Origin of the sequence: Erwinia mallotivora (assembly GCF_000590885.1) — a bacterium.
Taxonomy (GTDB): domain Bacteria; phylum Pseudomonadota; class Gammaproteobacteria; order Enterobacterales; family Enterobacteriaceae; genus Erwinia; species Erwinia mallotivora.
In genome coordinates, this window is sequence record NZ_JFHN01000053.1 from 200,000 (window position 1) to 217,646 (window position 17,647).

The 17,647-nt window shown below is 41.9% G+C and carries 8 protein-coding genes; 6 read left to right on the plus strand and 2 right to left on the minus strand.

Annotation, left to right across the window (positions count from 1 at the left end; genetic code table 11):
- The first annotated feature begins 30 nt into the window (after window positions 1-30).
- Window positions 31-1,362 (plus strand): ATP-dependent RNA helicase SrmB, encoded by a 1,332-nt coding sequence (gene srmB / locus BG55_RS13430; RefSeq protein WP_034938413.1) that lies wholly within the window; start codon window positions 31-33, stop codon window positions 1,360-1,362.
- 128 nt (window positions 1,363-1,490) lie between these two features.
- Here srmB and tyrA read toward each other — a convergent pair whose 3' ends face one another.
- Both tyrA and BG55_RS13440 read right to left on the minus strand, forming a co-directional pair.
- Entirely contained in the window at window positions 1,491-2,612 is a 1,122-nt protein-coding gene (gene tyrA, locus BG55_RS13435) for a bifunctional chorismate mutase/prephenate dehydrogenase (protein ID WP_034938414.1), read from the minus strand.
- Between the two features lie 2 nt (window positions 2,613-2,614).
- A complete protein-coding gene (locus BG55_RS13440; RefSeq protein WP_034938416.1) occupies window positions 2,615-3,694 on the minus strand; it encodes a 3-deoxy-7-phosphoheptulonate synthase in 1,080 nt (359 codons plus the stop codon).
- Window positions 3,695-4,442: 748 nt separating this feature from the next.
- Here BG55_RS13440 and BG55_RS13445 point away from each other — a divergent pair.
- From BG55_RS13445 to BG55_RS13465, 5 genes are all read left to right on the plus strand, one after another.
- A complete protein-coding gene (locus BG55_RS13445) occupies window positions 4,443-10,886 on the plus strand; it encodes a cysteine--tRNA ligase (protein ID WP_034938417.1) in 6,444 nt (2,147 codons plus the stop codon).
- Between the two features lie 57 nt (window positions 10,887-10,943).
- The gene (locus BG55_RS22600; protein WP_152542774.1) at window positions 10,944-11,939 is read left to right on the plus strand and encodes a hypothetical protein; all 996 of its coding nucleotides are present in this window, start codon (window positions 10,944-10,946) and stop codon (window positions 11,937-11,939) included.
- A 462-nt stretch (window positions 11,940-12,401) separates the two neighbouring features.
- A complete protein-coding gene (locus BG55_RS13455; protein WP_034938420.1) occupies window positions 12,402-12,917 on the plus strand; it encodes a GNAT family N-acetyltransferase in 516 nt (171 codons plus the stop codon).
- A 539-nt stretch (window positions 12,918-13,456) separates the two neighbouring features.
- A complete protein-coding gene (locus tag BG55_RS21465) occupies window positions 13,457-16,789 on the plus strand; it encodes a M66 family metalloprotease (RefSeq protein WP_071995020.1) in 3,333 nt (1,110 codons plus the stop codon).
- A 103-nt stretch (window positions 16,790-16,892) separates the two neighbouring features.
- Window positions 16,893-17,585, plus strand: a complete 693-nt coding sequence (locus BG55_RS13465) for a CTP synthase C-terminal region-related (seleno)protein (protein ID WP_034938422.1) — start codon at window positions 16,893-16,895, stop codon at window positions 17,583-17,585.
- Window positions 17,586-17,647: the final 62 nt, after the last annotated feature.

The window sequence follows — 17,647 nt, forward strand, 5'->3', positions numbered from 1 at the left end:
TATAATCAGCGCCCCAAGCTGAGGTAGACCATGACTGTAACCACTTTTTCCGAACTCGAACTTGATGAAAGCCTGCTGGCTGCATTGCAGGAGAAGGGCTTCACCCGCCCTACTGCTATCCAGGCCACAGCTATCCCGCCAGCGCTGGAGGGTCGTGACGTTCTCGGTTCGGCACCAACCGGTACTGGCAAAACGGCCGCCTATCTGCTGCCGGTTCTACAACACTTACTTGATTTCCCACGTAAAAAATCAGGTCCTCCACGCATTCTGATCCTGACGCCAACCCGTGAACTGGCGATGCAGGTCGCCGATCATGCTCGTGAACTGGCCAGGCATACGCATCTGGATATCGCCACCATTACCGGTGGCGTGGCGTACATGAATCATGCTGAAGTCTTCAGCGAAAATCAGGACGTGGTGGTCGCCACTACCGGCCGTCTGTTGCAGTACATTAAAGAAGAGAATTTTGACTGCCGGGCGGTTGAAACGCTGATCCTTGATGAAGCAGATCGCATGCTGGACATGGGTTTTGCGCAAGATATTGAAACCATTGCGGCAGAAACCCGCTGGCGTAAACAGACGCTGCTGTTCTCTGCCACGCTGGAAGGCGATGCAATCAAAGATTTCTCTGAACGCCTGCTGAATGATCCGGTGGAAGTTGAGTCGGATCCGGCACGTCGTGAACGCAAAAAAATCCAGCAATGGTATTACCGTGCTGATGATGTCACGCATAAAACCGCCCTGCTGCTCCACCTGCTGAAGCAGCCTGAAGTCACCCGTTCAGTGATTTTTGTTCGCAAGCGCGAACGGGTACATGAGCTGTGCGGGTGGCTGCGTGAAGCCGGCATCAACACCAGCTATCTGGAAGGCGAACTGGAACAGTACAAGCGCAATGAGGCCATTAAGCGGGTGGTCGATGGCCGCGTAAACGTGCTGGTTGCAACCGACGTTGCCGCACGTGGCATCGATATTGACGATGTCAGCCACGTGTTCAATTTTGATCTGCCGCGCACGGCCGATACTTATCTGCACCGCATTGGCCGCACCGGACGTGCAGGTAAGAAAGGCACGGCAATTTCGTTGGTGGAAGCTCATGACCATATGCTGCTGGGTAAAATCAGTCGCTACATCAATGAGCCGATGAAAGCACGAGTGATTGACGAACTGCGTCCCACCACCCGCGCGCCCAGTGAAAAGCAAAATGGAAAGCCATCGAAGAAAGCGCTGGCAAAACGCAAAGAGAAGAAAGAAAAGGATAGTGAAGCAGCAAAACCCAGGGTGAAAAAGCGCCATCGTGATACCAAAAATATCGGTAAGCGTCGTAAACCCAGTGGAACAGGTAACACCGGAAGCGCCGAATAACTATTCGTGGCGGCCAGCATCCTTCCTGCATGGCAACTGACACTAAAAAGCTCCCACTTGCGGGAGCTTTTTTTTTGGTCAGAGCGCAACGAAAAGAATAGCCTCTGAAGTGCACGCCAGCGATCTTATTACTGGCGGCTGTCGTTAGCCTGGCGTAACAGCGTCCGACTTTCCAACATGAAGCGTTGAGCATAGTCTCCAAACCAGTGCTCGACCTTGCGAAAACTGTCGATAAACGCCTGTTTATCCCCTTTCTCCAGTAAGGCTATCGCCTCACCAAATCGCTGATAATAACGTTTGATTAATGCCAGATTGTTCTCTGAAGACATAATAATGTCGGCGTACAACTGTGGATCCTGCGCGAACAACCTTCCCACCATTGCCAGTTCAAGACGATAGATCGGCGAAGAGAGTGCCAGAAGTTGCTCAAGCTGAACGTTTTCCTCAGCCAGATGCAGACCATAGGCAAAAGTGGCAAAGTGACGAAGCGCCTGGATAAAAGCCATATTCTGGTCATGCTCGACCGCACTGATACGATGTAGTCTGGCACCCCACACCTGAATCTGCTCAAGGAACCACTGGTAGGCTTCCGGTTGTCGTCCGTCGCACCACACCACCACCTGCTTCGCCAGACTGCCGCTGTCCGGCCCGAACATGGGATGCAGTCCAAGCACCGGCCCGCCGTGTGCAGCTAACATTGCCTGTAATGGCGCGTTTTTTACCGACGCCAGATCGACCAGAATACAGTCATCAGGTAGCGGCGGCAGCGCAGCAATCACCTCTTCTGTCAGATGAATCGGTACGCTGATAATCACCATACCGGCATCCGCCAACAGTTTGTCACCTTGCGCCCAGTCCTCTTTATCCAGTATTTTCACCTGATATCCGGACAGGGTAAGCATCTTTTCGAACAGACGCCCCATCTGACCTTTGCCCCCGACGATAACCACCGGACGCAGCTCAGGACAGAGAGTCTTAAAGCCTTTATCATTTTCGCTGGAATAGGATTCGCGCATGACCCGGCGCAACACGTACTCGATCAAATCCGGCGGCACCCCCAGCAACTCAGCCTCCCTGCGCCGGGAAGCAAGCATTGAGGCTTCACGTTCAGGTACGTAAATCGGTAAACCGTAGCGGCTTTTCACCTCACCCACTTCGGCAACCAGCTGTAATCGTCTGGCCAGCAGATCAAGCAGCGCTTTATCAACCTCATCAATTTGATCGCGTAGCGCGGTAAGTTCAGCCACCATAATTAACCCTCTTGCGACAAGCGCGCCGCCAGCACTCCATTCAGATCCTGATAGATTTCACGCAGCAGATTCTCAGTCGTTTCCCAGTTGATGCAAGCATCAGTAACGGAAACGCCGTAACGCATTTCGCTGCGCGGTTGCTCGGAAGACTGATTGCCTTCATTAAGATGGCTTTCCAGCATCAGGCTAATAACTGAACGGTTGCCATCTTTAATCTGCGCAACGGCAGATTCAGCGACACCAGACTGGCGACGGAAGTCTTTGTTAGAATTGCCGTGGCTGCAATCTATCATCAAGGAAGGACGGAGTCCCGCCTGACTCATCTCTTTTTCACACAGAGCAACGTCTTCCGGCCCGTAATTTGGCTGCTTTCCTCCACGCAGGATCACATGACCATCCGGATTACCCTGTGTCTGCAACAGACAAACCTGCCCACTCTGATTAATACCTACAAACCGATGCGGCATCGCCGCTGCGCGCATGGCATTAATTGCAGTGCCCAGGCTACCGTCTGTACCGTTTTTAAAGCCCACCGGCATGGACAGACCTGAGGCCATTTCACGGTGGGTCTGAGATTCTGTTGTGCGGGCACCAATCGCCGACCAGCTGAACAGATCGCCAAGATATTGTGGGCTGTTAGGATCGAGCGCCTCGGTTGCCAGCGGCAGTCCCATATCAACCAGATCTAACAGCAGACGACGGGCGATATGCAGACCCGCCTCCATATCGAATGAGTTATCCATGTAGGGATCGTTGATCAATCCTTTCCAGCCCACAGTGGTACGCGGTTTTTCAAAATAGACACGCATGACGATATACAACTGATCCTGCAACTGGTCTGAGAGCGCTTTAAGGTGACGGGCATAATCCAGTGCGGCTTCGGTATCGTGAATAGAACAGGGACCGCAAACCACCAACAAACGATGATCTTTTCTACTAATGATGTTGGAAATTACCTGCCGTGAAGCGGCAATTTGCCCGGCCTGTGCGGCACTTAATGGGAACTGTTTTTTCAGTTCCTCCGGAGTAATCAGTATCTGTTCATCAGCGATATGTACGTTATTCAGTGCGTCTTTTTGCATGGTGGTCATCCTGTTGCCGTCGTTATGCCCTTTAGCGTGGTGAGCAATGTATCAGAATGAGTACAAAACACAATGTCGATGTGTACATTTTTATTACCAAAAAAAATGATTACCTCATTTTAAAAAAATAAACACATAAATTACAATAAGTTAAATGAAAAAAACGAAAAATTATCGTAAACTTAAGTTTACACAAACCTAGTGAGAACACGTTGAGCGGTGTAAGAAAATGACAGTGAACTCAATGGTAAGAATATTTTATCAACCAGAAGTATTGACAAGGTAATAATGCTTGAGAGGCGAGAGATATCAGGGGGATTGATTATATTGTCAGAAATTATCTCAGTGACTGACAGATTTCAGAACCACTTAAGCCTGTTCTTAAATTTCTACTGATGCGGGCGGGAAACTGTATACAATCCGACCATATTAAAATGATTAAACACCATTCAGCTGGTAACTGTTTTACCGGAAGACAAAATGTTTGCCAGATGAATATGATTTACAGCATGTTATTTTTCAAAAAATTTACAGCCGCAATCAATCACACAGACTGATATTTTATTTATTATGTTTTTTAAATACATGGATTTTTATTAATCACAATAAAGAATATAGTAATTTAATTAATCCAGAAAACATCCCATATTTATAAAAATCGCCAACTTTTTCGGTACTTCTTTGCATATTTAAAAAAAAATGATAATTTTTTCGCTCAATCGTTCTAACTATGAAAAGGATAAAATTAATGTACACTAGCAGTAATTGTACTATTGCCAACGCAAGCAGTACGTCAACTGGAATATCTACAGAGAAATTATCATCTCCGCATTCCCTGATACAAAGTCTCTCTCAAATTGTCAATATGCCACTTGACATAACTTCTTTAAAAGACGGCACTGTAACAGTGCCTCATCAGGAAATAAAAACTGCGAACGCGACAAGTGATATTGATTCGGCGCTATCAGAATTTTCAGATCAGACTGCATTAATTTCAGATATTGAAGCAAACAACTGCGTATCGGAATCAAGTTCGTTACCAACACTCGCTGAAAAAAAGGCGCTTTATAATGAATTTATGTATTACAAACAGTCTTTCGAAAACCCTCAGAAAATGTTAGATGAACTGAGCAGCAGACTATCATCCGAAGCCATGAAAGATATTCATTATGTAAAAGAATTAAAGGAGTTATTACCAGTATTGAAAGCGCTGGCCGGATCAATTCTGACAGTAGAGGGCAGAAAAAAACTCAAAAAATCAACATTAGAAGAAATTAATAAAAAAGAAGAAAACATAAGAGAAATCATAACCATATCCACTATACTATCTGAAATATTGTACAATACTGACAGCAAAACGATTAGCAAAAATCTAATTGAAAGAAAAAAAATACTGTCAGGTGAACTGATTAAACGTGTTATGCAAAAATTATCAGTTTCTTCAGAAAAAAGAAGTGAAGAACAACAAAAAAAATTTAAAAACGATATTGAAACCATCATCAATACCAGACCACAAACAATATTAATTCAGGAACGGCTTGATCACTATTTTTCTTCTGCATTTAAAATAATACATGATTCCATACAGAAAAATCTGAGAGATGACATAAAGAAAATAAACAAATTAGCCCGTGGTGTCTACAGTGACATAATCGAGCCAGAGGAGAGTATCAATACCATTTTAACAGCGGCAGGTAACAGAATTCTTCCATCACCATTTGTCCTTACAGTTAAACAGATAACAGATAAGATCGATAAGATTCTTACAACATTAGATTCCAATATTGAAGGGGTATCTCAAATACTGCCCCCCTTCAATAAACCATATAATGAGCCTGGCCAGGTATTTTATTCCGATGGAGTGCATCTGTCAGCTTTCACGGACAGGATAACCGAAAGTGCATTGAATTTATTTCGTTATGCAGGCAATACTTTAACCGATTTTTACCATAAAAAAATCAACAGAGAAAATTTAACCCCGTTTTTACACTCTCCTCTGAGGTCATTTTCTACTATACAACCATCTGATAAAAAAAGATATTTAGTATTAAAAAGCAGGGCTGAATCACTTCATGCAGATGCAAATCAATTATGCACCGCAACAAAACAGCTCAAATCAGCAGTAAAGTTAGCAATTAGTTCCGGATTTCAGACAATACCAGAATATAAAACAGCCAAAGAGGCGTTGTTAGATGAACTCAATCCACACGCGAAAAATTTACCGCAAGCCAAGTTATTCGATGCTGTACAGACTGTAAAAATTGTAGCTGACAATATTATTTATCGAAACTATGACAGCCCATTTTCAATTACACCATCTTCACTGACTGTCGAACAGAAGGATAAAGAAAATAAACTTTCAGCTATTTTTAAAGAGACATCTGGCTCACTGGATGATGCTGCAAATTGTATAATAAAAGTTGTTGAGTTATTGCAGAGTCCCGTTCATCCGGGCAGCTATGCTTCGTGGTTAAACAGCATTAAACTTAATATTGAGAGGGTATTAACAATTACCGTTCAGGCTCCGGATATTATATGGAGTGGTTTTGACTCTACTATTGGAATTCGTCGTCACAGCAAGTATGAATATCCGCTTAAAATAAAAAGAAATTTTCAGCAGAACTTTCACGATATCTCACTCCTGCCAAAAAAAGCGTACCGCCCATATTATGTTACTCCAAATAAAACTCGCAAGAGTAAAGAGAAAATAGCACATTTTAGCCAGATTCATCAGTCTGTTATGCCGCTCTTGAATGAAACAGAAAAGATGATCGTTCTGGTGCGTCAGTTAGATGCAGCATTAATAATCTGGAGAAAAAATAACGCAGAGGGGAAAAACATTCTGGAAGGTTTAGCTGAAAAATGTCAAAGTGTTAATCTGGATAATATCAACCAGTTCTGGCTTGCTGCCGGGTCGGTTATTAGAAAAAATGACATTGCTGTTTATCAGACTGGTGATGAACGGCGAACATACAAAGCCACACTGAGCTCTGTACTCCACAAGCAGACAGAAAATATTATTGTAGCCGCAAAGAGATTGCATGATGCATCATGGCAAGCTCTGTGGGAACCCGAAGGAAATAAAATTCAGGCAACTCTCACCGATCTCAGCGGCCAGTTAGCTAATATCAAGGCAGGAATAAAAGGTGTTTTGGAAGCTGCAACAGGAGTTCGGATTGATAATAATCCGCCAGAAGGAATGGTAGCCAAAGATGCTGGAGAATGGCTGACAAAACTGAAAAAAAAATATCGCTCCATTGGTATTCCTGAAGGAGATATTGAAAATATGGTAGAAGATATTTTATGTTACTTCAGCCACACCTTTACCACAAAGGATGACCCCAAAGGAGTATTATTTCGTCGCAGAGCAGAGTTAGCTATGCAAGACGAAGAAAATGGAATTATCCCCTGGCCTGCCAGCGCTGAAGAGCATCTGGCAAAAACAAAAACCCGGCAACAATATTTGCAGTCCTGGGCAGAAAAAAGGATAACCTTCGGAATAGAAACTGAACTCTTGTTAAATCATTCTCTGGGAAAATTGTTTTCCCCGGTTAAGCACTCTTTAATCGCTCCCCTGCGTTTACTGAAGTTGATGCTAACACCTTTAAGAATAGAAATGACGCGAAGGCAAATGGAAAAAGTCAGGCCTGGGCATGCTGTTCCTTCATCACTCATTTCTGAATACAGATCGCGAGAATATTTTCAAAACTCTTTTCGTTTGCTCTCTATGCTATTACCTCAATTACCGAAGACAATTTTCGCCTCAGCACTTCTCGGCTACAACCTTAATGAGGACAAAGTATTCAGAAATCACTTTATGGATCGCTGGCTCTCAAGATTACCGGGTGATGCTTTCTGGATAACCTTTTTTGCTGCATGGCAACAAGCTACTGTTTTATCAGTAACATCCGGCAACAGTCTGACAGCAGAAAAATTATTCGAATTGCAGCATAATTTTGAATCTGAATTAAATACATGGATGAAATATAATGAAAATAACAAATCAGCATCTTTCATTGATAAAAACCATATATCTTTGGACAACCTTCCCCTTCTCCGGAAAATTAAAAAAAGTCGTTTTACCAGGTCTCTGAAGAATGAAAACCTGTCATTACACGTCAACTTTGATGAAAATAATGCTATTTTCGATCAATTTTTAGAAAAACATTATAATGAATCAAACGATATAGATATTGAAAAATATTTCTTTGCAGCAGAGGATGTATATAGTAACAATTTTGAAAGTAAGACTATCTTTCTTGAAAAAGAAAAAAAATACCTTGAACAACGTTTGGAACGTCTTTTGAGTGAAAAAGATGCATTTTACGAAAAAAAAATAGCTAATTATGTTTACCCTGATTCTCGGAGAAGATCCTCTTTCCCACCCATACTTTTAGACGATACCTATGAAAATACCTACATGCCTTTTCCTGAACCAAAATTACCAGAAAATTTTACTGACGTTATAGAATCAAGAGAAAAAAGGATTAAATCAGTACAAGATGAATTGGAAAACGTCAATAAACAACTTGAGGAATTAAAAAGACACAGTACTGGTGAAAATAGTGAAGATTTAAAGTATGTAGCCGCCATTCATAAAATTGAAGAAGAAATTAATATTGAACCATCTTATTTAGAATTCAAAATAAATAAATTATTAGAAATTAAGGAATATCAGATACGCACTCTTTCATCTGATCCTGTAAAAAACAAAGATGAAATTGAAATATTGCATATTTCAATTGAACACTTGAAAAACAGACAGCTTATAAATATTTTAAGAAATGCAGTTGTCCAATCATATAGGCAGGATGCAATTAGAAACAAATTTGAACCCCAAAAGAGCTACTGGGATATATTTCAGGCTAAAATAAACACTGCAAAAATCATTGCTCAACATGATAATATTGATATAAAAAACATGAACGATGAATCATTAATTGATATTTATGATAAAAAAATAGCTAAAGAAGATGCCGAGGCTGCTGAATTTGAATATCTCTCTATGCTCATATTGTGGCTATCCAACGGACAATTCAGAGAAATCTATGATTCCGATCCATATAATGTTTTTTTGAATTATTATCATTTAAAAAATAAATATGTTAAGGACTTGTTTTCTTTTCAAAATGAAAGACCCTCAACATATATCCATCAGGAAGATATGAGAAAAGATTTCGAGTGTGAGAACAGGGTAGAATATACAACGCAGTACAATGATTATATTGATAAAGGATCGAGCAAATTTGATACCGAGAATCAGACACCTTTTTTCTTGTTATCTCTGAACTTATCGGAAAAAGAGCTGATTTACCCGCCGAAATCAATAAATGTTTATGAGCCAATATATATTTCAGAAAGTGAAGAATCATCTGGGACCAATTATGTATATCATCGCCCTGGATATCTGACATATATTGAATTATTTGATGGTGGTATTGTGATGATCAGTTCGATGAACGGAGAGTTTCATAACATCAAACTATCCAGCGCTGAATTAGACAATCTCACAAAAAATTTAGGAATGGGAAAAGATGATCCTAACTTTTTCTCCAGATATTGCACTCATAATGGAATAGAAATCACACACAACATGTCACACCTTACTCATATCAAAGAAATTCATGCGGATAATATTCGCAACGGTTTGTCAACCGTTTTAAAAATTGAAAATGATAAAATGATGGAGTCAAGAAAATTAGCCGAGGAAAGTAGTAGCGTAACATTCAGTATAATGTCTTTTATTTTACCTTTTTACAGAGAGATATATTATGGCGCAACAGATTCTCATCATACTTATGATCTGCAAAGTCTTGTACTTGATAGCGCAGAAGTAACAATGTCGTTAATCAGTTTGGGAATTAAAATGAGTAGTATATCGGCCAAGGCAGCTTCATCGATAGCAAAATTCATTATAAATAATAGATTGGCAGGATTTCCTCGCAAAGAAATGATTAAAATGCTTATACACGAACTGCCAAAATTAGGGATTAATGTAGCTAAGTCAACAGGAAAAGCCATATTAAGTGAGACAATACAAATTCTCGAACCCATTCCTGTTAGCCGAATATATAAACCATTAAAAAATCACATAAAAAACAAAGCAGGCACTAAATTTTCCACTCACCAGGCCAACACAGAAAGTATTGGTGACAATATAGAATTCGATAAAACAACCTCTTTACATACCAGCCATAACAATACTACTGCAAAAAATAATATTCACAATGAGAGTATTATTAATCAAAAAAATTCTAAATACAGATATTATAAAACAAAACAAAAAAATGCAAAACTGAAGTTTGAATCTGCATTGAAAGAAAAAAACATTAATATACTATCATCATCAGAGGAAAAGCCAATTGCGGATGTATTTTTAGCTCTTAAAGAAAAGGACTACGATCCAAAAATAACAACCTTTATTACCCTTGATAACGAAAAAGCTGTTGATATCAGCCAGGTTGTCACTGTCGAAATTGATGAGGTTACTTTTTTTATTGATAATAACTTTAGTAAAATAAAACCCGACTCTCTTCAAAAATCTATTTTATTAACTGAGTCAGAATGGTTAGCTTTTTATAATGAAAAGTTCCAGTCAACCAGAAATATAATATTAAAAAAGACATCATTTAATCTTTCTAAAACAAAGCAATATTTAGACAAAGTAAATATAAATAAAAATTATTCACTGCAATACTTAAATGAAATAGATGACAAAATGAGCTTTGTAAAAATATCTACTCAAAGGCTGAAACTAATTGAAAACCAATCCGCTGCAAAGCAGATGCTTACTACTGCTATTACCCAGGACAAAATAACAGATAACGCCAGGCTAGCTCCTTTTTCAGAAATCGAAATTCGAAGTAAACTGGGGAATAATCCATCATCATTTAGCCCGGGATATTTCACATCACTCCCCGATGAATACGGCATTCTTCATGGCATAGATGGAAAACAATATCTCCGTTTTAATGAAAATTTTTATCATTTTTCACCAATTGAAAGTAATTTCAAGAAAGGTACATTATTAGTTGGAAATAATAAAATTGATGTAATCTACCTGAAGGATAGTTGGGTTTCGGATGATATGAGTTTTTCTGGAAAATGGCCTGTTCATACCGATATAACTATGCCCAATATCGAAAGGGTCAATAATATTTCTTATACAACGTGTGACGAAAAATACATATAAAATTTATCTAAGAATTTTACACCCGCCAAAATTGATGTTCTTAAAGAAGCTAAAATTTTGAAATTATCAAGTGACGATGCTTTCAAAGAGGCTATGAATTCAATTGCAGAAAACATAAAAAGCGAATTACCCGTCACTGAAACTCATCACATTATGAATATTCCTTCTCTTAAAAAATCATCACTAACTGTTGATTATGGAGAGGGACCAGTTTCACTATCTTCCCTGGGCGATAATCTATGGAATGGAATTTTAAAAAAGAAAGAATCATTAGATATTACGCTAACAAGATTTAGCACTTCATCCGGACAACAATACTTTCGCTCATATTTAAAGGTTGCTTTTCCATCTATAACGGAACAGGATATCAACAATATAATTAACAAGCTTTATTTAGAGATAAAAAGCATGTCTAACCGGATTGATTTCGCCTTGAAAAATGAAGGAAAAATTATTTTTGGTTATATTAGTAAAAAAAACACTCATGTTGATAATAAAGATCTGGCATTTGTTGTAACCGGAGATGTTGATGAGAGGATTTTTTTTAATTTAAATGCTATAGAGTCCGGGGAGTCTTTAGCAAATTCAAATTTTTTTTCAGAAACCATTAACCATGAACTTTCACATCAAATATCTAATACCTTAGATTCAAAATACATCACTTTATCAGATAACAAAAACATGCTCCCCAATCTCAAAGAAGCTATTATCGAGTATGATTGTGACATCATGAAAGACATACCATCAGATAAAGAATTTTTTATTCGCAGCGTATATGGCATGGATGAAAGTTATATATTTCCTGACAATGAAAAATTTATTGATATATCATTAATGCACGCTAAAAAAACGTACATCCAACATAAAGATGCGCTCATGCCAACCCTCATTCTCAGCAATGCAGATACACATGCTATCATCACAAGAGATATTGAATCATCATATATGCCTGATCATAGAACCATAATCAAACGTGAAATAGCAGGCAATACTTATAATCAATATCGCTTTGATCTGGAACTTATCAAAGCTCTGCTCAAACAAATACATTAAGATATCAAAGAAGAATGGCATGAGACGCTTTTATTGTTAAAATGACTGTATCTTATCACTAAAAGGTAGATATTAAAAAATAGCTCCTGGAGAAAATGACACTATTTATCCAGGAGAACATACCTGGCCATCTGTTGAATGAGTAGCCATAATAATATTTTTCCTCAGAAACTGCATCGAAATCACCCAAATTTTTCGCCATGACGATTTCCGTTTTCTCACCGCCAACTATTTTGATATTGCATATGTAATATTCGAGCCAAATTAATGCAGATAGACTGAATAAAATACTAATAATTTTAACATACGCATCCAGAGTTTAATACAATCAGAATTTAATTCCACTGAACACAGTTCATATAGTCAGCTTATTTTCCATCTACTTTTGTTGTGATAATTTCTTTATCACTCCCAGAACAATTGTTAGTCTGGCTGAAAAGTCATATATGAGGAAAAGTCCGGATGAAAATTGTTTATCGTCCTTATCAGGAGCAGGATGCTGAGGCTTTTGCAGCGGCGGTTAATCAGTCACTGGATACCCTTACCCCCTGGCTGGCCTGGGCCCATGAAGGTTTTACCACCCTGGAGGCCCGCCAGTGGTTTGCCACTACGCATACACTGAGAGAAAGTGGCAACGCGAATGAAATGGGGCTTTTTGCCAGTGATGGCCGTTTACTCGGAAGTGCTGGCCTGCGCTATTCCGCCAGTCCGGACAATCACTGCTCAATTGGTTACTGGATACGCAGCAGCGAGCAGCGCCAGGGAATAGCTACCAGGGCAGTACGCTACCTTGTGGAGATGGCCTGGCAGAGTCCGCAACGCGATACCGTTGAAATTCTCGCCGCAGAAGAAAATATTGCCAGCCGGCGGGTGGCGTTAAAATGCGGAGCTGATTTTATCGGCATTCAGTATGGATTGATTGTGTTAAATACTGGCCCGGTAAATACCGCCATCTACCATATACGTCGCCCGCAGTGACGAAATGTTGATTAACTGGCATGATAAAATCCGCCTTAAGGGCGGTTATGATTAATTCATTTTTAGCTTATAGCAATATTTTCAGGCTAAAAATGGAATTATTTTTTTCGTTAAGATTATAATTTATTTCTTATACAGACGTTTTTTACTAAGATGTCAGGAAATATCATTACAGATATCTCCCCCATAAAAACCCACACATCAACCCGTATCTGGCCCGCACAATAAGATATTAATCAAGATCGTCATCAAAAAAACATCCTTAATAGCTAATGATGCCTCATAAAATACTGCATATTTTCTCTGTCGGGCAGAAATAAAATGCGAAAATACCCCTCACAATAATCCAGAAAACATTACAACAGTTATTTCAGAAAATTCATAGAGATGCTAATTTTTAAAACAAACCACGAATTATTAAAGTTGCACATCTCTTAGCAACAATCCACTGTGAGTGAGTCCAAAAAAAAAACACTTAAACCATTAAATTACACTCACGTCATTTTAATAAAAACAATGACATTACTATGGATTAAATTATGACCGATTATGTGAAAAGACCAGAAAATGTCTTTAAAGTAAATACTGAGCTACAGGTGTTTAATGAAAGCGATAATGGTAATGACCTGAAAGGAACATTACAGGCTAATGTTAAATTTGTTCAAAGTCAGATTATTCCCGCGCATCCAAAATCTGGCGATCAACAACCACACCTGATTGCAGGACGCAAAACACTGCTTCTGGTAAAACCACAAGGCCATTTCAGCCAGTTACATGTCTCGCTTTACGATCAATCTGGTAACTGCTCTGGCAAACTCTCCCTTCTGCCACCAGAACAACTGCCAAAGAGCGCTTACTACGTTAACAATGTTCCTGACGATATTACTTTTTCTCCTTTACCCGGCAGCACCCTGTCGGTAAATACCAGCGCCCAGTTAACTCTGCTTAGTGATCCCACAGCCGCTTTTTTACTGTCCCAGTTGCAGAATCATTCTGTTGTCGAGATCAGAACAGCAGATGGTCGCTGGACAAGAAATATATTTTTACCGGAAAACGGCGTTTCGGAAGGAAAATTAATCCGTGTCATTTCTAACGCTGGTTACACGTCAACAATTACATTCAGTGGCCGAACAACCATAATATCCAGGGGGGATACTTTCCATTTTAAATATATTTCCGGCCAGTGGATTCTCGATACTGAACTGGCAAACCAGGGGATTACCTATGCATTAAATACCTGGAGCCTGAACATTCCCGGACGCTGGATTAAACCGGGCATATCGCTGAACCTGGAGGCGGATCGGTTATCAGGGCAACTTGATAATATTAATGTCGGAGCACCAACAGAATTACTGATCCACACCATTGATATAGGTATGCTGATAACGCCACGCCATCAATTCTCTTTTGCCGATGATGCTGAAGCGCACAGAGAGTATTTCCAGACCGCCCCCATATCAAGAATGATCGTCAGTAATTACGAGTCCATTCATTTGACCGAAGTAAGGTTACCTGACGGTCGGCTGTTGACTGATTTCGATCCCAGTCAGGGCGGTATTTATGACGGCACAATGCGCCAGCGAATCGGTAAAGAATTAATCTCGTTAGGAATAAATAATGCTAATTACGGCATCAATTCATCAGAAGGTGAAGGTGAATGGAGCCCTTATCTCACCGCTCAACTTACCGCCCATAACAGTCGCGGTAATTACGCGAATGGTGTAGTGATCCACGGCCTGTCTGGCGGCGGCGGTATAGTTACGCTCGAAGATTCGCTTGGAAATGAATTCAGTCATGAGGTTGGACATAATTATGGCCTGGGGCATTACCCCGGTGGCTTTGACGGCTCAGTACACCAGTCAGCCGACTCAATCAATTCCACCTGGGGCTGGGACAGCGATCGTAATTATTTCCTGCCAAACTTCTCAACAAAAATCACCCAACGCCCATCATGCTATGGCGATCGATGCCAGCCCCCTTTTTATGGGCGCTCATACGGATTTGATCCCATGGCCGGTGGTGCACCAATGGCCCCCATTAACCGATTCACGCTTTATACCCCTTACACTGCGGCAATTATCCAGCAATTCATGGAGAGTAAGCTGGTGTTTTCACCCGACTCTGTCACCGGATTCAGAAAATGGGATGCAACGACTCAGCGGATGCAGCCCTGCGAGCACAGAATAAACGTTGTCAGCCCGGTAACCATATCAAACCGGGAATTGAGTGAGCAGACTTTTACATCGCTGCTTAACCATCACCAGGTAGTCAAAGTCTACATGGCTGATGGCAACTGGGCGCAGAACATCCCTGTTCCACCAGCCAGCGCGTTGAACAGGCACAAAATAATCACCGTTGAACATCACGCCAGCTGGAACAGCCAGCTTCACCTGAATGGCAAAACGATTCTGGTCACCAAAGGATTTAGCCAGAGCTATCGTTCGGAAGAAGCTGGCTGGACAGCATGCATCCTGGTAGATGCGGATACACGCCGTATTTATGCCGGTCATAATCAACTGGGTGCGCAACAACTGAGCGATCTGCTGGCCCGCTATCAGCTGGTCACCCTTTCACCCGATGATAAGTTCAAGCAAGAAGAGATTCATCTACCCGCTGCATCCCGGGAGAATGCCGGCAAAACTATTCGTGTGGAAAATTCTACAAGCCATATGCTCACCCTGGTGGCTGACGGTCAGTCTGTTAAAACCGGACCTGGTGAAGAAAGACACTTTTTTTCAGATGGTGGAAAATGGCTTGATAACCTGACTTACCAGGATAACAGCGTTGCTGTTAAGCCAGTCTCTTTTGGTGTGCCAGTCACCACCCTGGTCGGTTATTACGATCCCGAAGGCAAGTTGCCTGCATCTGTTTTTCCAGCGCTACATGGCGCTTATGGTTATCTGTATCAGGAGCCCCCCTCGCAGTTAACTGATGCTGACTGCCAGCTGATTGTTGAGTCTGAAAATCAGGTGCTCCGTTTCAGACTGGAGAACAAACGGTTGAGAAGTGGAGTAATGAATAAATTCCATATCAACGTTGCAGAATCACAGCAATCCCGCACGGTTAAGCTGATGTGCAATGGCAAGGTGGTCTGTAGCAGAGTTATTCAGCCAGCCCGTACGGCGCTGAATTACACCATCAATGGGGAAGCCACGCCAGACATCCCGATGCCAGACGGACTTGTGGTTACAGAAACCACGGCTGATTCCGTATCTCTGACATGGAACAGGTGGGATGAGGCTACGGAATACGTTGTCTACCGTAATGATGGTCTGCTGGCATCCGTCTCTCTGCCCGGCTATACCGATGCCGGTCTTGAGGAAAACACAGAGTACCGCTACCGGTTTGGCGCAGTTTATGGCGACGGGAGCCACACTGCATTAAGTGATGAAATCATAGCAATCACTAAAGTCACATCGAATTTACCCCCTGCGCCACCTGTTAACCTGCGCTCTGTGTCGGCAACGGAAAACAGTATCAGCCTGGTATGGGATATGCCGGTCGCCACCGCGCCGCTGGCATTTTTCAACCTGTATCGCGGCGAAAATAACGGCATTATCAGCGCGCTGGCCCGCGTGCCTGCCTCGCGCTCTGACTATCACGATACCGGGCTGAGTGCCAGCACCCGCTATCGCTATTTCGTTACCGCCAGCGACATTAACGACAGCACCTCGACGCCGGGTAATACGCTGGAAGTCACCACGGCGGCGGCGAGTAGCCTGCCTCAGTGGGTACTCGGCGGCACCTGGCAGGCGGGCGAAAAAGTCAGCTATCAAAACAGGGAGTGGATTTGTATCCAGACGCACACCGCCTGGGTTATCAGCTGGGCTCCGGGTACTGCCGATTCCGTGGCCCTGTGGCAACCAGCCTGACTGAATACGATGCCGGTGGGAGCCGGCATTTTTATTACCGTGCCAGATTGCTAACCTGCATAACACGCTGTAGCATCCTGTTTTACCTGCACAGGAAGTCATGATGAAAACCTTAACCCGAATTGCACTGGTCGGTGATTTCTGTTCTGACATCGTTGCCCACCAGGCGATCCCACACTCCCTTCAACTTGCCGCCAACGCTCTCAACACCGAAGTGACCGCAGAATGGCTACCTACAGAGTCTGTTACCTCTACCGCCGTTTTAGCCCCTTTCGATGCAATCTGGGTAGTCCCCGGAAGCCCATATCTGAATGATGACGGTGCATTTCTGGCCATCACTTACGCACGGGAAAATAACGTCCCCTTTCTTGGTTCGTGCGCCGGATTTCAGTATGCCGTAGTGGAATATGCACGAAATGTGATGGGCTGGCGTGATGCGGCTCATGCTGAAACTGAGACAACGGGCAGGATAGTGATCAGTCCATTAAGCTGCTCACTGGTGGAGCAAACCGGGGATATTATTATCGATCCTGACACGGTTATCGCCCGGGCTTATGGACGTCTTACAACGCATGAAGGCTATCACTGCAACTTTGGGATGAATGCGGATTTCATCGCTGAACTGCGTGATTTTCCGCTGGTTATCAGTGCATGGGATTCTGAAGGTGATGTCCGCGGCATTGAGTTACCGCAACACAAATATTTTGTCGCCACACTATTTCAGTCCGAACGTGCAGCCCTGCGCAACGAGCTTTCCCCACTGGTAGTTGAACTGATCAAAGCCGCACAGGGTTAATCATTCTGACGTTGAATCACTCTGCTTACCGGCAATAAAACAGAGATAAAAAAAAGGGCCGA